16 protein-coding genes are annotated in these 18284 nt (G+C 59.6%); 9 read left to right on the top strand and 7 right to left on the bottom strand.

Going from position 1 to position 18284, the window contains the following annotated elements; genetic code table 11:
• Positions 1-196 precede the first annotated feature (196 nt).
• A complete protein-coding gene (locus ACWF8S_RS12780) occupies positions 197-907 on the bottom strand; it encodes a Crp/Fnr family transcriptional regulator (RefSeq protein ID WP_447553709.1) in 711 nt (236 codons plus the stop codon).
• 531 nt (positions 908-1438) lie between these two features.
• Here ACWF8S_RS12780 and ACWF8S_RS12775 point away from each other — a divergent pair.
• The 4 genes from ACWF8S_RS12775 to ACWF8S_RS12760 all read left to right on the top strand — a co-directional run bounded on the left by ACWF8S_RS12775 (position 1439) and on the right by ACWF8S_RS12760 (position 6117).
• Positions 1439-2410, top strand: a complete 972-nt coding sequence (locus tag ACWF8S_RS12775; RefSeq protein WP_447553708.1) for a diguanylate cyclase domain-containing protein — start codon at positions 1439-1441, stop codon at positions 2408-2410.
• Between the two features lie 195 nt (positions 2411-2605).
• Complete coding sequence (locus ACWF8S_RS12770; protein WP_447553707.1) at positions 2606-3109, top strand: sugar dehydrogenase complex small subunit; 504 nt, start codon at positions 2606-2608, stop codon at positions 3107-3109.
• A 28-nt stretch (positions 3110-3137) separates the two neighbouring features.
• Complete coding sequence (locus ACWF8S_RS12765; RefSeq protein WP_447553706.1) at positions 3138-4742, top strand: GMC family oxidoreductase; 1605 nt, start codon at positions 3138-3140, stop codon at positions 4740-4742.
• The gene (locus tag ACWF8S_RS12760; RefSeq protein ID WP_447553705.1) at positions 4735-6117 is read left to right on the top strand and encodes a c-type cytochrome; all 1383 of its coding nucleotides are present in this window, start codon (positions 4735-4737) and stop codon (positions 6115-6117) included. The genes ACWF8S_RS12765 and ACWF8S_RS12760 overlap by 8 nt, the downstream gene beginning before the upstream one ends.
• A 119-nt stretch (positions 6118-6236) precedes the next feature.
• Here the strand turns inward: ACWF8S_RS12760 and ACWF8S_RS12755 are convergent, their stop codons facing one another.
• From ACWF8S_RS12755 to ACWF8S_RS12730, 6 genes are all read right to left on the bottom strand, one after another.
• Complete coding sequence (locus ACWF8S_RS12755) at positions 6237-6581, bottom strand: AzlD domain-containing protein (protein ID WP_447553704.1); 345 nt, start codon at positions 6579-6581, stop codon at positions 6237-6239.
• Positions 6578-7312 (bottom strand): AzlC family ABC transporter permease, encoded by a 735-nt coding sequence (locus ACWF8S_RS12750; RefSeq protein ID WP_447553703.1) that lies wholly within the window; start codon positions 7310-7312, stop codon positions 6578-6580. The genes ACWF8S_RS12755 and ACWF8S_RS12750 overlap by 4 nt, the downstream gene beginning before the upstream one ends.
• A gap of 18 nt (positions 7313-7330) precedes the next feature.
• Positions 7331-7843, bottom strand: a complete 513-nt coding sequence (locus tag ACWF8S_RS12745; protein WP_447556596.1) for a helix-turn-helix domain-containing protein — start codon at positions 7841-7843, stop codon at positions 7331-7333.
• Between the two features lie 100 nt (positions 7844-7943).
• A complete protein-coding gene (gene sstT / locus ACWF8S_RS12740; RefSeq protein WP_447553702.1) occupies positions 7944-9164 on the bottom strand; it encodes a serine/threonine transporter SstT in 1221 nt (406 codons plus the stop codon).
• 406 nt (positions 9165-9570) lie between these two features.
• Complete coding sequence (locus ACWF8S_RS12735; RefSeq protein WP_447553701.1) at positions 9571-9894, bottom strand: hypothetical protein; 324 nt, start codon at positions 9892-9894, stop codon at positions 9571-9573.
• Between the two features lie 183 nt (positions 9895-10077).
• Positions 10078-10257 (bottom strand): hypothetical protein, encoded by a 180-nt coding sequence (locus tag ACWF8S_RS12730; RefSeq protein ID WP_447553700.1) that lies wholly within the window; start codon positions 10255-10257, stop codon positions 10078-10080.
• Positions 10258-10693: 436 nt separating this feature from the next.
• Here ACWF8S_RS12730 and ACWF8S_RS12725 point away from each other — a divergent pair, with 436 nt between their 5' ends.
• From ACWF8S_RS12725 to ACWF8S_RS12705, 5 genes are all read left to right on the top strand, one after another.
• Complete coding sequence (locus ACWF8S_RS12725) at positions 10694-12379, top strand: DASS family sodium-coupled anion symporter (protein ID WP_447553698.1); 1686 nt, start codon at positions 10694-10696, stop codon at positions 12377-12379.
• A gap of 158 nt (positions 12380-12537) precedes the next feature.
• On the top strand, positions 12538-13050 hold the full coding sequence (locus ACWF8S_RS12720) for a CinA family protein (RefSeq protein ID WP_447553697.1): 513 nt from the start codon (positions 12538-12540) through the stop codon (positions 13048-13050).
• Positions 13051-13120: 70 nt separating this feature from the next.
• Positions 13121-13945, top strand: coding sequence for an ammonia-dependent NAD(+) synthetase (gene nadE / locus ACWF8S_RS12715; RefSeq protein WP_447553696.1), 825 nt, complete (start codon positions 13121-13123; stop codon positions 13943-13945).
• 119 nt (positions 13946-14064) lie between these two features.
• Positions 14065-15213, top strand: a complete 1149-nt coding sequence (locus ACWF8S_RS12710) for an exonuclease SbcCD subunit D (protein WP_447553695.1) — start codon at positions 14065-14067, stop codon at positions 15211-15213.
• Positions 15210-18278: an AAA family ATPase gene (locus tag ACWF8S_RS12705; RefSeq protein ID WP_447553694.1), complete on the top strand. Its 3069-nt coding sequence runs from the start codon at positions 15210-15212 to the stop codon at positions 18276-18278. Before ACWF8S_RS12710 ends, ACWF8S_RS12705 begins: the two co-directional genes overlap by 4 nt.
• The last annotated feature ends 6 nt before the right edge of the window (positions 18279-18284 follow it).

The raw sequence follows: 18284 nt of genomic DNA, 5'->3' as shown, positions 1-18284 counted from the left end.
TCCCTGACTATACGAGCCCGGCGTTAAAGCCGGGCTCGATTCGTTCACGGCTTTACAGCGCGATGGCGCCAGGAGTATGGAAGGTACAAAGGCCGTACGTCTTTTGGAATTAAAGGCGACGTTTGCGCGGGCTTACGAGCTTTTCTCGAGGGCTTTCTCCCAAGAGCTTTTCCCAAGAGCTTTCCTGAAGAAGTTCTCAAATGTGCTTTAGGAGTCGTTCGTACTCGTTTTTAACGACCGAGTAGCACTCGCAAACACGGGCTTCCAGCCCGGCTCTATCCAGAATGGTGATGCGACCGCGGTTGTATGAAATCAAGCCGGCCTTTTGAAGCTTGCCTGCCGATTCCGTCACGCCCTCGCGGCGAACACCTAGCATGTTGGCAATCAACTCCTGGGTCATGATCACCTGGTTTCCCGACAGCCGGTCAAGGCTTAGCAGCAGCCAGCGACATAGCTGTTGATCCACGCTATGGTGGCGGTTGCATACGGCGGTCTGTGCCGTCAGCGTCATGAGCGCTTGTGTGTAGCGAAGCACCAAGTGCTGCAGCGAGCCGGCCCGGTCGAATTCCTGTTTCAGCAACGGTCCTTTCAATCGATAAGCCCGCCCCGCGCTTTGAACGGTCGCGCGACTGATCGTGGTTTCTCCACCCATGAAAAGCGAGATACCCACCACGCCCTCATGACCCACGACGGCAATCTCGGTAGAGGCACCACTTTCCATCACGCAGAGCAATGAAACGATGGCATCGATGGGAAAGTAGGCATGATGTATTGACTGGCCACATTCGTGAAGCGACTGGCCCAGCGTTAGTGATACTTCCTCAAGATGCGGTATTAAATGAGCAAGCTCTTCTTCTGGGATCAAACCAAGCAAACCATTTTGGTTAAATGGATGCGGTTTCTGCATTCGATACTCCCTATTTAGCTTGCCAAGATACGGCGGGCGGTCGGCAAAATTTAAAATTTGCCTTTTTTATCAATGGTTTGCGGGTGATTTTGTAATATCGATATCCTGGGCCTACAGCGCCCTGTGAGAGTATAAGAGTCTGATCGAGAAAATCTGTGCGTTCACGAACATAAGCTTACTTTACGGGTATTGCTAGCAATCAATCATCGGCAAGAGGCTTTGAAAATATTGGCGCATGGCGATATGACGGATGGATATGTGCGCTAACGCACGGTCGTGATTTTAGGTGTTGACTAAGGTAATTGATGTGCGCTATGGGCATCGAGTGCTTTGATACACCGTTGATGAAAAATAAAGAAAACTCAGAAAAGTTCTAGAATGAAGAGAAAAGTAAAACAATCGCGCGTCGAGCGTGGCAACGGTGGTCAATAAAAGGATGCATCCCGGACAAGGCTATACACGGAGAAAGAAGTCATGATGGACGGTGAGTGCAAAAGCGGGCGAGGGCAAGAAATAGAGCGTCAGAGAATAATGGCGAGTGACATAGGGTTTGACGTGGATACCGTACTGCATACGGAAGAAAACTGGGCCTATACGACGCTGAATTCGATTCGTGATGCGGTGCTGATTACGGATCTCCATAGCCACGTGACCTATCTCAACAACGTGGCCGAAGAGCTGACCGGTTGGTCAAGAAAGGAAGCTTTTGGCAGGTCCCTGGGGCAGATTCTACCCTTGGTGGATAACCAGACATACCAGAGTATCATTAATCCGGCATCGCGGGCCATGGCAGAAAATCGCCCGATAGAGCTTGCTCTTAATGCGATGCTCAAGCGGCGTGATGGCCGATTGTTGGAGATAGAGGATTCCGCCGCGCCTATCCATAACCGCCATGACGAGGTCGTGGGGGCCGTGGTGGTGTTTCATGACGCGTGTCATTCGCTTTCTCGTACTGCCAAGTTTGCTTACCAGGCGCAGCACGATCCTCTTACGTCGTTGCCGAATCGCTTTCTGTTTGCCGATCGTCTGTCGTGCGCCATGGGGTATGCAAAGCGTCACCAGCACCAGATGGCGCTTTTATACCTGGATATCGATCATTTCAAATCCATCAATGACACCTCAGGGCACGCGCGGGGGGACCGCTACTTGCAGATAGTGGCCGAGCGTTTGAGCTCCAGCATACGTACCACCGATACTGTCTGCCGCCAGGGCGGTGATGAATTCGTGGTGCTTTTAAGTGAAATCGAAAATGCTCAGAGCGCTCTACGCGTGGCAAACAAGCTTCTGGCGGCCTTGGCCAGACGCTGCTTGCTGGATGGCCACGAAAAAGCCATCAGTGCGAGCGTCGGCGTGAGTATCTACCCCGACCATGCGCACAACGAGAGTGATTTGCTCCATTGCGCCGATATGGCGATGTACTGCGCCAAGCGAAACGGTCGTGCCCAATGCCAGCTGTTTCATTCTGACATGAAACGAACGGGCAAGGTGTTCGATCCAGGCTAGCGTATTGCCGATACGCCTTGCTGACTACCATGGCTGCCATATCAACAGGATAAAACGTGCTGCAAGCATGCGACTAAGGTATAATCCGCGCCGATTGATAGCGTGTTAAGCAATGATCGGCACGCTGGTTTAGCCGCAAGGTGGTCAACTGCCGCCGTTACTTGATAGCGGCGACGGGTACGCAAGGGAACAAACATGGCAACTATTTCTCGCCGCCGCGTCATTCAAATGGCCGGCGGCTTCGCGCTTACGGGCGTGGCGGGGCGCTGGCTGACAGTGCCCGAGGCCCTGGCCGGGCCGCAGGGCGCCTCCGCCAACGAGGTGGACGATTTTCTCGAAGTCTCACGAGCGCTTGTCCAGCGCGAAGCGCTCGACGAAAACCTCGCAAGCGCCCTGGTACAGGCATCCAAGCTCGCACTCGACGACTTTACCGAGCACCTGGCGCGTCTGAAGACGCTGCTCGATGAGCGGCTCGAACTGCTCCAGGCCCCGCGCCTCGATTTTGGCGAAAAGTACGCGGTGGAAGAGGCCACGGCTCGTTACATGCTCAGTGGCTGGTACACCGGCGTGGTCGGCACCGGCGAGCAGACGGTCTACGTCACCTACCTCAATTCGCTCTCCAACCAGATTGTCGCTGACAAGCTGGTCCCCTCGAGTTTTTCCTACGGTCCCTGCGGAAGCTGGCACCGGGCGCCGTAGCGCTTAGTCAAGAGAACAAGTGATTTCCATGAGTAACGATAAAATCGCCGACGTCGTCGTGGTCGGTGCGGGCATTTGTGGTTCCTTACTCGCAACCCGTCTGGCTCGGGCCGGGCGCTCCGTGCTGCTGCTGGAGTCCGGCCCCCGCAAGGGCCGCGGCGAGCTGGTTCAGAACTACCGCGAGTCCGCCTTCAAGTCCGATTACATGGCGCCGTACCCCTATTCGGAGATGGCCCCGCACCCGCGCTTTTCGCCCACCGCCAACGACTACCTGGATCAGGCCGGGCCGCACCCCTACAACGCCCAGTACATTCGCATGCTGGGCGGCACCTCCTGGCACTGGGCGGCGCAGATGTGGCGCTTCGTGCCCAACGATTTTCGTACCCAAAGCCTTTACGGGGTCGGCGTGGATTGGCCGATCAGCTACGACGATCTCGAGGACTACTACTACCAGGTGGAAGTGATCACCGGCACCGGCGGCGAGCCGGATAACGGCTCGCCGCGGGCCAAGCCCTATCCCATGGAACGCGTGCCGGCCTCTTACTTGCAGCAGCGGGTCACCGAGCGGCTGGCGCCGGATTATCGCGTCATCGACGACTCCACCGCGCGCAACAGCCGCAACTTCGACGGCCGCCCGGCGTGCTGCGGCAACAACAACTGCATGCCGATCTGCCCGATCGACGCCCAGTATCACGGTGGCATCGCCGCCCAGGAAGCCGAGCGGGAAGGGGTCGAGATCATCACCGAGGCGGTGGTCTACAACCTCGAACACGACAGCGAAGGCCGGATCAGCGCGGTGCACTTTTTTGACTGGGAAAAGGTGAGCCACAAGGTCACCGCCCAGACCGTGGTGCTGGCCGCCAACGCCATCGAGACGCCCAAGCTGCTGTTGATGTCGTCAAGCGACACGTTCGAAAGCGGCATCGCCAACGTGCGTGACAACGTCGGGCGTAATCTTTGCGACCACCCGGCGATTGGCATCAACTTCGATGTCGACGAGCCGATCTGGCCCGGCCGCGGCCCGGTCAGCCCGTGTTCGATCGGCAACTTCCGCGACGGCGATTTCCGTACTGAATACGCGCCGTTCCGGATCGATATCTCCAACGGTTCCAAGGTCGCGACGGTCACCAAGGAGTTGATCAATGAGGGCTACCACGGCCGCGAGCTGGAAGAGCAGGTACGCTACCGCGCCGCCCGCCGGTTGGGAATCAAGAACGCCATGGAACAGCTGCCGGACCCGAACAACCGGGTCACCCTGAGTGACAAGCGCGACGCCCTGGGTCTGCCCACGCCGCGCATGCACTGGAGCATCGGCGAGTACGAGCAGCGCGGCACCGAAGTGACCCGCGAGCACTACGACCGCATCGCCGAAATGCTGGGGGGCACCAACATCAAGCACAGCCGCAGCGGCGCGTTCTCCAACCGCCAGCACATCACCGGCACGCTCTCCATGGGCAACGACCCGGCTACCAGCGTGACCGACCAGTGGGGCCGCGCTCACGATCATGAAAACCTCTTCATGGTCGGCACCGGCGTGATGCCCACCGTGGGTACCTGCAACGTCACCCTGACCGCGGCGGCGCTGACGCTACGCACGGCGGACCGCATTCTGGAGGAGACGCAGCATGGATAATCGCCTCAAGGCAGGGCTTTTGTTGGCCGCAAGCGGCCTTGCGAGTGTCGCCATGGCCCAGACGGATGAGCCGAGCCGCGAGCTGATCCAGCGCGGCGAAGCGGTGGCCATCGCCGGCGACTGCGCCGCTTGCCACTCGGAGCCGGGCCGGCCGGCGTTTAGCGGCGGCCACCCCATCGAGAGCCCGCTGGGCACTATCTTTACCACCAATATCACGCCGTCGGATGCGGGCATTGGTGGCTATTCCCTCGACGAGTTTTCCCGTGCGATGCGCGAAGGCGTGCGCGCCGATGGCGGGCATCTCTACCCGGCGATGCCCTACACCGCCTACGCCAAGCTCACCGATGACGACATCGAGGCGCTCTACGCCTACTTCATGCACGACGTAGCGCCCTCCGATGACGTTGCGCCGGAAACCGAGCTGCCGTTCCCGTTCAACCTGCGCTTCTCCATGGCGGCCTGGAACGTGCTGTTTCTGGACAGCGGCCCCTTCGAGCCGGACCCGGAGCGCTCCGAGCAGTGGAACCGCGGCGCCTATCTCGTTGAAGGCGCCACCCACTGCAGTACCTGCCATACGCCGCGTAATTTGCTGATGGCCGAGAAGTCCGGCCAGGCGCTCAGCGGCGGCTCGTTGGGTACCTGGTACGCGCCGGATATCACCGATGACCCGGAAAGCGGCATTGGCGGTTGGAGTCGCAGCCAGCTGGTCGACTACCTGCGCACCGGCCACGCCGACAACGGCGCCACCGCCGCCGGCCCGATGCTCGAGGCGATCGACCTGAGCTTCTCGCGCATGCTGGAGGACGACATCGAAGCGATCGCGGTCTACCTGCTGCCGGAAGGCGAGAGCGAAGAAGCCAGTGCGCAGGCCGGGGTAGCGGATGAAGAGGGCAGCGACAACGCCGACTTTTCTAACATCGGCCAGCTCATGGATGACGATACCCCGGCTGCGCTTGCGGATATCGGTCCCGGCGAGCGGATCTACCGCGACCAGTGCGCGGCCTGCCACGCCCCCAATGGCAGCGGCCTGAACGGTTTGCCCCCGCTGGCCGGTCATCCGGTGCTCGACAAACCCAACGCGGATAACGTCGCCATGGTCGTGCTTGAAGGTGTCTGGCCCGAGCACCGCCAGGGCATGCTCGGCTTTGCCGATGAGCTCGACGATGGGCAGGTGGCCGAGGTCACCAACTACCTGATGAGTGAGTTCGGCGAAAGCGACGTCACCATGGAAACGGCGCGGGTGTCCGAGCTGCGCGCCGGCGGGGCGGACTCAGACCTGCTGCTGCTGGCCCGGGCGGGCATGGTAGCAGCCGGCGTTGCGATCATCGCGCTGCTGGGCTTTTTGCTCTGGCGCCGGCGCAAGCGTTCGTGCTAGAAAAGGCGGGCAGGAAGGCTCTGGGAGTCAGTGAAATCCTGGTAGCCAAGCCGTGATAGAACGCTAGCGCCAAACCCCACCCTCGAACGGGGGTGGGGTTTTTGCGTCAAGGGGGGCCGTCAGGCAGGCAGGATAACGCCAGATAGAAATACCGCCGCGCCGAATACCGCGACCCCCGCGGCTACCGGCCAGCCGAGCGAGCGCAATCGGCGCCACACCAGAAGTGTGGTGAGCAAGCCCAGGGCGGTGGCGACCCAGGAAACGGCGCTCGGATTGACCGGTACGATCGACACCCCTAGGACCGCAGCGATCATCAGCGGCCCCAGAATGGCAAGCCACGCCGGCATTGCGCTGGGCCCTTCGCTTTTATTCAGACGGCGCTGCATCCACAGAAACGGCACCACGCGCATCAACAGCGTACCCAGCGCCGAGAGCACGACGGCCAGCCACAGGGCGGCGCTCATGCGTGCCCCCTTCGGGAAAAGCGCACCGTATAAAAGCAAAGCGCTCCGCAGGCCGCGGCAAGGGGAATGGCTACGTTGCTGGCACCGGTCAGGGCCAGCGTCATGGCAGTAAGCACCGTGGCGCTCAAGGCCAGCGACCAGCGCAGATCGATAAAACGTGGAGCGGTCATGGTCAAAAAGAGCGCCGGCAGGGCGAAGGGCATGATCTCCCCCAGCAGCGGCCAGTAGCTGGTGACCGTCTCACCGGCCACCGACCCAACCGCCGTGCCCAGAATCCAGGCGGCCCAGGCCATCAGCGCAGCCCCCACGAACCAGCCAAAGCGGTCGGCTTCCCTGACCTGGGGAAGCTGGGTCAGCGCCAGGGCGAAGACCTGATCGGTCAATCCGTGCATCAGCCAGGGCCAATGACGGCTGCGGGGTAAAAGCGCGGCCAGATTGGGGCCATACACCACGTGGCGTACGTTGATCAAAAGCGTCAAGAGCACCACCAGCCAAAGCGGTGCGCCTGTGGCGACCATGCCTACAAACAGAAACTGAGACGCGCCGGCGTAGAGCAGCGTCGAGATCACCGCCGCCTCCCAGGTCGTGAACCCGGCCTGGGAAGCCACCAGGCCAAAAGACAGCGAGACCGGCACATAGCCTCCCAGCAAAGGAATGCCTTCTTGTACGCCCTGTAATGCAGCGCGCCAGGAAAAGCGGGGGCGGTCGTGGCGGTGGGTAGGCTGGCGCATGATCAGTCGGGCCTTTAGTTAGTGATAGGTCACGGTAATGAGCAGGGAGGCGCTATCGTCCTGGGTGCGATAAAGATGCGGCCGATCGGCTTTGAAGCTCAGGCTGTCGCCGGGTAGCAGTGTGCTCAGCGCGCCGTCTGCGCCTGCCTCGAGCTTACCGCTTATCAGAAAAAGCGTTTCGCTTGCGCCCGGCGAGTGAGCTTCGGCCCGTCGTTCGGTCTGAGGCGCGCAGCGCATCCAGTAGGCATCTACCGGGGGCGGGCCTGCGCCTTGTTCGATCAGTTGCACCTGCACACCGTCATCGTCAAGCGTCTCGTTGATGGGCGCGACCAGCGTACCAAAAGACACTTCCAGCTGTAGCGCCAGCCGCCAGATCGTATCCAGGGTCGGGTTGCCACTGCCTTGCTCCAATCGGCTGAGGTTGGATTTGGCCATGCCCGCCGCGCTTGCCAGTTGGCTCAACGATAGCCCGCGTGCCTGACGAAGGGTTTGAAGATGCCTGCCCAGGGTGCGCAGTGTCTGCTCGTTCATTTCCATGCTCGAAGGTTCTCTATAGAGGACGTTCTATATAAAGAACGGCGGGTCGTCAACCCGGCGTTCAAGAGATGCTCAAGGTAGAAGAGAGACTGCGCTACACATGTCTTGTGTACGCCCGGCTGGCGGCAGCGGTGAAAAGCACGTCCGTCGATGAATTCAGTGCGGTCTCGGTGGCGTCCTGTACCACGCTGATCACAAAGCCGATGGCGACCGCCTGCATGGCAACTTCTGTGGGAATGCCGAAAAGACTCGCTGCCATGGGAATCAGCATCAGCGAGCCGCCAGCCACACCCGAGACCCCGCAGGCGGCCAGCGCCGACACGATGCACAGTAACAGCGCGGTAGGGAAATCGACGCTGATACCCAGCGTGTGGGTCGTGGCCAGGGTGATGACGGTAATGGTGATGGCCGCGCCGCCCATGTTGATGGTCGCCCCCAGCGGGATCGAGACCGAATAGGTATCGGCGTCCAGCTCCAGCTGACGGCAAAGCTCCAGATTGACCGGAATATTGGCCGCTGAACTGCGTGTGAAAAACGCCGTGATGGCGCTACCGCGAAGACAGGCCCAGACCAGGGGGTAAGGATTTCGCCGGGTCACGAGATAGACCAGCAGAGGGTTGCTGAGCAGCGCCACCACCGCCATGCAGCCCACGATAACGCCCAGTAGTTGGGCATAATTCAGAAGAGCCGCGAGCCCCGACTCCGCCAGCGTACCCGCCACCAGGCCAAAGATACCCAGCGGCGCCAGGCGAATGACCAATGTGACGAGTCGAGTCACCGCCGTGGAAAGGTCAGAAAGCGCCTGACGAGTAGTGTCGCTTGCCTGGCGCAGCGCAAGGCCCAACCCCGCCGCCCAGACCAGAATGGCGATGAAGTTGGCTTCCATCAAGGCCGTTACGGGATTGACCACCGCATTGAGCAATAGATCACGCAGCACGCTCAGGATATCGCTTGGCGGGTTGCCATCCACTTGCGGAGCATTCAGGGCAATCTCGGTCGGCAGTAAAAAACTCGCGGCCACCGCGATCAGTGCGGCAATCAATGTGCCGGCCACATACAGCCCGAGTACCGAGCGAATCCGGGTGGGCCGACCCTGGCGATGCGCGGCAATGGCGGCCATGACCAGCACAAAGACCAGAATAGGCGCCACCGCCTGCAAGGCGGCAATAAACAGCTGGCCGAGCAGAGCGACGCGGGATGCGGCCGCCGGCACCCAAAGCGCCAGCAGTACGCCGGCCACGATACCAATAAGAATTTGGGAAATAAGGCTCAGCCGTAGAAGAGGCCGAAACGCCGCTTGGGCAGTCGCAATCATTGCAGAGCTCTTGGTCAGTCATAAGGGGGGCGTTGAACTGGTGCTCGACGCCCGCGAACAGGGGGGTATTCTAGCAGTAGAGACGCGGGCACGGGGTCTGATCGTAAAAAACGTTAGCAATTTAACGAAAAAGGTCAGGGGGTAGGAAAGAAGGGCGATATGGCGCAGGCGCTTGGATGCGGCGTGTGCCTAGGGTTTGATTTCTGGTGCCTGGTAAGTGGTAAGTGGTAAGTGGTAAGTGGTAATTGTCAGTTGGTGAATAGTACCCGATGTAAAATAACGCATACGTCCGGGGCAACGAAAAACGGCTTGCTTTCATCAGGAAAGCAAGCCGTTTTAGCGTACGGTCAATAATTCAGGGCTAAGCCATCAAGTAGGCTGTGCCTGAGCGGTCAAGCGCTGAGCGTTATGCAACAGCTGCTTCGGTTTCAACGGCGCGGGTCTGCTTGGCAGCCGCCGGGATGCTGGTTTTCTGGGCTTTCGCGGTAGCGCTCATCGCATCGACCATGGCGTAACCCTTGTCGGTCAGTTCCACTACATCCGGCGAGGAGCCCCACTTCAAGAGCATCTCATCCAGATGACGTTCCGCTGTTTCGAAATGGCCACAATGGCTGAGCATCTTGGCGATGGTGAAATCGCACTCGGGGGTGTCGAACAGTTCTTCGCGAAGCTCTTGAATCGCCAGTTGAAGACCTGCTTCAGAGATGTTTTCCAGTTTGAATCGTTGCATGCCACCACTCCTTGTGAATGCTGATACTCAATTTCAAGTATTTATTTATACGCGTCTTGTACTTCTTCACAGTAATACACCTCTTAGAGAGAATCAATGGTCAATTTCATTGGATTTGAAAAAGCATCATTTATAAAAAAACCCTGCCTTGGAAGGCAGGGTTTTCATTGAAGAAACGAGCTTTTAAAGCGGTACCACGAAAGCCAGCGTGGCCAGACAGCCAGCAGAAAACGAGGCGGCGGTCAGCCAGAGCAGGTCTGGGTGGCTCTCTTTTTCTCTTCTAACTTTCTGTTCGTTAAGGTATTTTTCAAGATGCTCCGGGCTTCCTGGCTGGGCCTCATTGAAAAGATGTTGGCGTATCATCTTAACTCCTTGAGCTTAGGTCTAGTGGACAACCCCCTCGAATGACTACTTTTCAAAATCCCGGTGCTTGTACAGGCATTCTCTAGGATTTCGCGAAAGTATAGACCATGTCGCGTTTTTGTGGTTCATGAAAGTTATACAGAAAGTTAATCTCAGGCACATGAAACTGTCATGAAGCGGCCGTGTTACGGGTAAGGTCGCTGGATTCCAGGCTTTTATGCCTCGTCAGATATCGCGAACAGATGCAGTCCTGAACCAGGCGTGTTCAACTAAAGTTGTTAGACTTTGGTCGTAAACCAAGTTAATTCGCTGGACTAATACCGGCATGCAGTGAATAAAGGGCCCACTAAAATCAGCCTCGCTATTTTAGCGACTTCGTAAGGCCCGCTGCGGCGACGCGCCTTTATGTTCACTCGACTGCAAGCGGTACTGCTCTATGCTTAGAACTGCCACTTACACGCTCTGGGGCCAGCTTTGGCACTATCATCACCAGGCCAAGAATCTTCTCCTCTGCGCGCTGCCTACCTCAAGCGCTCCTGGGGGTTCTCAAGGCGGTTCCGGTGGGACCCAGGAGCCCAGTAACGGTTCACCCAATAATACCTCGCCCGATAACGAGCCACGTCCGCCTGCCTACAACAAGGCACAGACGATCGGCCTTGTGCTGGGGCCTTTGCTTTTTGCCCTGATCGTCATGTTCTTCCGGCCTGAGGATTTAAGCTTTGAAGGTCGCATGGTGCTGGCCGTTACGCTATGGGTGGCGGTCTGGTGGATCACCGAAGCGATCCCCATCCCGGTGACCTCGCTGTTACCTATTGTCCTGCTGCCGATTACCGGGGCGCTTGAAGGCAGCGCCGTGACCGCCGCCTATGGCAATCCCATCGTATTTCTCTTTCTGGGCGGCTTCATGATCGCGCTGGCCATGGAAAAGTGGGATCTACACAAGCGTATTGCGCTGACCATCATCTTGTTGCTCGGTACCAGCATCAACAGCATCGTATTCGGCTTCATGGCCGCCACCGGCTTCTTGTCGATGTGGGTCTCCAATACTGCCGCGGTCATGATGATGCTGCCCATCGGTACCGCCATCGTGTATCAGGTCACCCAGGAGCTCAACAAGACCGAGGGCGATCACAGCGTCGAAGTGGACAAGTTCAGCAAGGCGCTGATTTTCGGCGTGGGCTATGGCGGGACCATCGGGGGTCTGGGTACCTTGATCGGTACGCCGCCCAATATCATTCTGGCGGCGGTGGTCAGCGAGCTGTTCGGCTATGAAATCTCGTTCGCCGGCTGGCTGATGTTTGCCTTTCCGGTCGTGGTGGCACTCTTGTTCATCGGTTGGCTGATGCTGACACGGTTTATCTACCCGATGAAGCTGAGCAGCCTGCCCGGCGGCAAGGCGCTGATCAGAAAAGAGATGCAGGCCCTGGGCCGCACCAGTTTCGAAGAGAAAGCGGTACTTGGCGTCTTCCTGCTGGCGGCGTTTTTCTGGATCACTCGGTCGTTCTTGTGGCAGGGTCAGATCATCAACATCCCTGGCATCAGCGACACCATGATTGCGATTGCCGCAGCGATCCTGCTCTTTTTGATTCCTTCGAAAAACAAGGGTGGCTGCCTGCTGGGGTGGGACATCGCTAAAGACGTGCCCTGGGGCATCCTGCTTCTTTTCGGCGGTGGCCTGGCGATTGCTGCCGGCTTCAACGCGTCCGGTCTTGCCGCCTGGATGGGCGATCAGATGAGCGTTCTGGAAGGGGTCAACTTCCTGCTGGTGATTCTGCTGTCCACGGCCATGGTACTTTATCTCACCGAGATTACCTCCAATACCGCAACCGCCACCATGATCCTGCCGGTACTGGCCTCCCTGGCACTGGCGCTCAATGTGCATCCTTTCGTGCTCATGGTGCCCGCCGCCATGGCCGCCAACTGTGCCTTCATGCTGCCGGTGGGCACCCCGCCCAATGCGATCATCTTCGCCACCGGCAAGATCACCATCATCGAAATGGTGCGCAACGGGTTCTGGCTCAACATCATCGCTTTGTTGCTGATCGTGGCGGCCGTGTATTTCATGCTGCCACTGCTGTGGGGCGTGGATCTGACCGTCTACCCGGATGCGTTTCGCAATTAACTGAGCATGTTTAATGGAGGTTAAAGCCTTCGCCCTGTGGCGAAGGCTATTTTATTGGTAGCAAACAATTGCACGTGGAGCACTAAAAACAACAACACGCTTGGCGAGCGATACAGGGAGCGATACGAAATGCGCCTCAGGCGCCAAGGAGAAGTCCCATGTCGTTACTGGAAGACGTATGTCACTACCTGCAAGAACACGATCTTAAACTGGCCACTGCTGAATCCTGCACCGCGGGTCTGATTGTTTCAGAGCTGGCGCGGGTTCCAGGCAGCGGGCAGAGCATTGACTGCGGCCTGGCGGTCTATTCGCCGGAGGCCAAGAATCGCTACCTGTCGGTAAGCTTCAGCACCATCGACCAATACGGTCTGACCAGCGAAGAAACCAGCCGCGAACTAGCCATGGGCGCCATGCATAATAACGATGCCAACGTTGCCGTGGCCAACACCGGCATTGCCGGACCCGAACCCCACGATGATATTCCTGTCGGCACTGTCTGTTTTGCCTGGGCGTTTCGTCGTGGTGAGCAGGAATACCTGTTCAGCGAAACCCAGCACTTTCCTGGCGAACGCAACGACGTGCGCCTTGCCGCCGCCCATTACGCCCTCGAGCATATTTCCACTCTCTACGACCAGGTGCTCAGCGGCAAGGCAACACCCGTTGGCGGTTGAGGCCGAGTATCCGCTACGCTTGGTGGGGAATGGATGGATCGTTCATTGATCGTATCTCAAGGAGACCAGGATGGAACACAGTGCCGAAAAACAGGCCCTTATTCGCAAGGCCCTGAAAGTAAACCCCACCATTGATGAGCAGGATGAAATTCAGCGGCGCGTGGATTTTTTGTACCGGCAGATGCGCGATTCCGGCCAGCACGCCCTGGTATTGGGTATCAGCGGCGGTGTGGACTCCACCGTGGCTGGGCGGCTGGCGCAACTGGCCGTCAACAAGGCGCGCGATGAGGGGCTGAACGCGCAGTTCTACGCCATGCGTCTGCCCTACGCCACTCAGCACGATGAGGACGATGCCCAGCAGGCGCTGACGTTCATCGAACCCGACCACGTGCTGACGGTGAACGTGAAGCCGGCAAGCGACGCAGCACTGAAGGCGTTGGAAGACGGCGGCCTTGCGTTCAAGGACGAACACCAGCGTGATTTCGTGCTGGGCAATATCAAGGCGCGTCAACGCATGTTGGCTCAGTACGCCGCTGCGGGCACGCATGGTGGGCTGGTGGTGGGGACCGATCAGGCCGCCGAGGCGATGATGGGCTTTTTCACCAAGTACGGCGATGGCGCCTGTGATGTGGTTCCCCTGACCGGTCTGACCAAGGATCAGGTGCGCCGCATCGGTGCAGAGCTTGGCGCCCCGCAAGCGCTGGTGAAAAAGCAGCCCACCGCGGATCTTGAAACCCTGAAGCCGCAATTGGCCGATGAAGATGCCCTGGGTGTTACCTACGCCGATATCGACGCCTTCCTGGTGGGGGAGGATATTGGCGAGCAGGCGCGCGCGACCATCGTGCAGACTTACGAGCGTACCGAGCACAAGCGCAACTTGCCCATCGAACCCTGATCGCCCCTTCAAGGCCGATACGCGTGGCAGGCCCGTCCCCGTCTTGATGAAGGCCATTGTGATCAATGCCGTCGTGTTAAATGATAGGATGCTTTCATTTTCACGACGGCGAGTCTGCCATGCGATTACTGCACACTGCGGATTGGCACCTGGGGCGATTGTTTCACAACGTCTCACTGCTTGAAGACCAGCGCTTTGTTCTGAACCAGCTGGTCGATATCGTCGACCGCGACGCCGTGGACGCGGTGCTGGTGGCCGGTGACATCTTTGACCGCTCCGTTCCTCCGGCCACTGCCGTCACTTTGCTGGACGATATCCTCGGTGAGCTTTGTGAAAAGCGTGGGCTGCCCGTGATCATGATATCCGGCAACCACGATAGCGCCGAGCGACTTCGCTTCGGTGCCCGCCATCTCAAGAAAGCGGGCCTGCATATTCTTTCCGATCTGACCCAATGCGAGGTGCCCGTTACCCTGAGCATCGGCGATGTCGAGGTGGATATTTTCGGCATTCCCTACGCCGACCCCGAACATGTACGCAGCCACTTCGGCAAAGACGTGCGCGATTTCGACACTGCTCACCGCTTCTTGCTCGAGCGTATTGCAAAGGCCCGCCACAAGACCCGCCCCACACTCTTGATGAGTCACTGCTTTGTCGACGGCGCCAGTGCATCGGACTCGGAGCGCCCGCTGAACCTGGGCGGCGCGGAAAGTGTGGCCTGGGAGCCGATGCAGGGGTTTGACTACGTGGCGCTGGGGCATCTGCACGGGCCGCAGTACCGTGGCGGTGAGCATATTCGCTACAGCGGCTCGCTTTTGAAGTACAGCTTTTCAGAAGCTCGCCAACGCAAGGGAATTACGCTGATCGACGTGGCAAGGAGCGGCGTCTCGAGCATAGAGCATCGCCCGTTGATGCCAAGGCGCAACGTCCGCGTACTGGAAGGCGAGCTCGAAACCCTCTTGACCGATGCCCGAGCAGAAGGTGAAGAGCGGGAGGATTACCTGCTGGTGCGCCTGACCGACCGCCACGCCATTCTCGATCCCATGAGCAAGCTGCGTGCGGTCTACCCCAACGTGCTTCATCTGGAAAAACCCGGCATGCTGGACGTTCGCGGTGCCCAGCAGCTGGACCGCGAGCGGCTCAACTTCAGCGCGCAGGACATGTTCAGCGATTTCTTCACTCAGACCAGCGGCGAGGCGATGGATGACGCGCAGGCAGCTGCCATGCGGCAGTTGATCCACGAGCTGAACAAGACGGAGAACTCTTCATGACGCCGCTTGGGTTGACCATGCAGGCCTTTGGCCCGTTCGCCGCCAGCGAAGCGCTGGATTTCACTACCCTGGGCCGCCATCCGCTTTTCTTGATCAACGGCCCCACTGGCGCCGGCAAAAGCTCCATCCTCGATGCCATCTGCTTTGCGCTTTATGGCCAGACCACCGGTGAAGAGCGCACCGCAAGCCAGATGCGCTGCGACCAGGCAGTGCCTTCGCTGCTCACCGAGGTGACGCTGGATTTTCGTCTGCGCGAAGGAATATATCGCATTCGCCGCGTACCCCAGCAGCAACGCCCCAAGGCCCGAGGGGAGGGCACTACCCTTCAAAACGCCGAAGCCCAGCTATGGCGGTTGACCGATGATCGTCAGGAAGACCGCTGCCTGGTAGCCAAAAGCGTGGGCGATGCCACGGCTCAGATACAGGCGTTGCTGGGCCTGGATGCCAATCAGTTTCGCCAGGTCATGGTGCTGCCCCAGGGGAAGTTTCGCGAACTGCTCGTGGCGGATTCCAAGGCGCGTGAGGACATTTTCGCCAAGCTATTTCAAACGCATATCTTTCAGCGCATCGAAGAGCAGTTGCTGGGGCGGGCCAAGGAGATCGTCGCTCGGGTTAAAAGCCACCGCGAACATATCAGTGGCATTCTGGCGGGTGGCGAGCTGGAAAGCGAAGCTGCCCTTGAGGAAGAGATACAGGCGCTGACGCCTCGAGTGGCGCAGGCCTCCGCGCACTTTGACGTCGCCAGGCGCGAACGCCGCGAGGCCGAGAAAAACCGCGATGCGGGGGCGGCGTTGCAGCGTCAGTTCGAGGCCCGGGACGCTCTGGTAAAGGAAAAGACTGGGCATCTTGAGCAGCAAGGCGCTATCGCCAAGGCGCAAAAGCGCCTGGCGCAAGACGAGCACGCCCAGACGCTTCACGCGCCGTTTGATGCCCATGCCAAGGCAAGCCAGGCGCTAAAGGCAGCCCAAAAGGAGCAGCGGCAGGCCGACGAGACGCTGAGCGAGCAGCGCGCACATGTCGATCAGGCAAGAACGGTGCTGAACGCCGCAAGCCAGCGTCACGAGGCGCTTGGCACGCTGATCGAGCGGCGCCGTCAGCTCGGCGAGTTTCTGGAGAAAGGCCGCGCCCTTGGCGAGCTTGTCACCCGCGCGCAAACGGCAAAGGCAGCCTGGCTTGAGAAAGAGGCGATCTTCAAGCGCGACGAGCAAACCCTTGAGCATATCCAAAACCGGGGCGAGGCATTGAGCACCCAGCTTGATGCCCTTCAAGTCGAGTACCAGCGACTGGCCAGCGCCCCGATCGAGCTTGGCCAGCATCAGGATTTATTGGCCCATCGCCAGGAGCTTGAAGCGCTCACCCGGCAAGCGCCGAATCTTCAGGCGGAACAGCAGCGCGCCCAGCAAACCCTCGAGAGTAGCCAGGCGGATGCCGCCCAGGCTAAGCGCCACGCCACCGAGCAGGAAATGCGCTGGCACCAGGGCCAGGCGGCACTTTTAGCGCGCATGCTTCAAACGGATACCCCGTGCCCCGTTTGCGGCAGCCACGCCCATCCCGCGCCCGCCGCCGGGCAAAGTGAGGTGGTGACCCAGCCGCAGGTGGAGGGTGCCCGTGCCCGTCAGGAGAAGGCCCGTCAAGCGCAGCACGCCGCCGAGCGCGACCTGGAAAGCTGTCTGCAAAAACGCCATCAGCACGCCGAGCAGCAACGTCGCCTTATCCAGACGCTGGGCGGGTGGGCGAGCAGGGCGCTTACCGAACTCACCCACGCCTGTGCCATGTTCGAAGAACAGGTGAGCAGACGCGCGCGCGTGGAGGGGGAGATCGCCCAGCACCACGCAAGCCGCGAAGCCTTGCGCCGCGACTGGGCCGCCCAGGATAAAAAGCTCAAGACCAGCCGAAGTGAAATGGACGCTGCCAAGGAGCAGGCACTTCGCCTTGCAAGCCAGCGTGACCAGTCAAGCGAGGCGCTCCCGGAAAATGCTCGCGATCCCGTGGCGCTCGAAAAAAGCCTGGCCGCGTTAAAAACGCAGATCGACCAGATCGAAAGCGCCTACGCGAGCGCCCAGCAGACCTTTACCGAACGCGATACCCAGAAGGCTCGCGCCGAGGAGCGGCTAAGCGGGGCCGAAAAGCGCCTGACCGATTGCGAGCATGCTCTGGAAAAGGCAAAGGCCGAGTGGCGCGAGGCGCTTGATCATAGCCCCTTCGAAGAGACTGCCGAGTTTGAAGCCGCCAAGCTTGAAGCATCCGAGCGCCAGGCGCTGAATCAAGCGGTTGACGCCTACCAGCGTCGTCTGGCTGAACTCGAAGGCGCCATCGAGAGTGCCAATGCCCAGCTTGGCGAGCAAACCCTGCCGGAAATGACGGCACTCGAGGCCCGGACCGAGGCCGCCCAGGCCCAGGAGCAAATCCGACTTGAAGCCTGGCGGGCGCTGGATGGGCGCCTGAATAACCTCACTGCCATTCGCCAGAAGCTGGTTGCTGCTCATGCCGCTCAACAGACGCTGGAAGCCCAGTACCGGCTATGGGGCACGCTCAGCGATATCGCCAATGGGCGCACGGGCAACCGTATCAGCCTGCAGCGCTTCGTGCTGGGGGTGCTGCTCGACGACGTGCTGATTCAGGCCTCCGAGCGGCTGGTGCGCATGAGCCGCGGGCGCTACCAGCTGGTGCGTCGTGAAGACCCCTCGAAAGGCAACAAGGCCTCCGGTCTGGAGCTCGACGTGGCCGATACCTACACCGGCAAGCAGCGCTCGGTGGCCACGCTTTCCGGCGGCGAGTCCTTCATGGCGGCGCTTTCGCTGGCGCTGGGGCTCTCGGATGTGGTTCAGGCCTATGCCGGCGGCATTCAGCTCGATACGCTCTTTATCGACGAAGGCTTTGGAAGCCTCGACCAGGACGCGCTGGATCAGGCCATCCAGGTGCTTTGTGACTTGCAGATGAGCGGGCGCATGATCGGCATCATTTCCCACGTCAGCGAACTTAAAGAGCAAATGCCGGTTCGTATAGAGGTGCAGGCCAACCGGCACGGCAGCACGACGACGATCAAGGGAGCGTTGGCCTCCTAGCGTCGC

This window comes from Vreelandella xerophytica (assembly GCF_968048975.1).
Note: the sequence above shows the minus strand (reverse complement) of the source record. Positions and strands in the feature narration are given on the sequence as shown.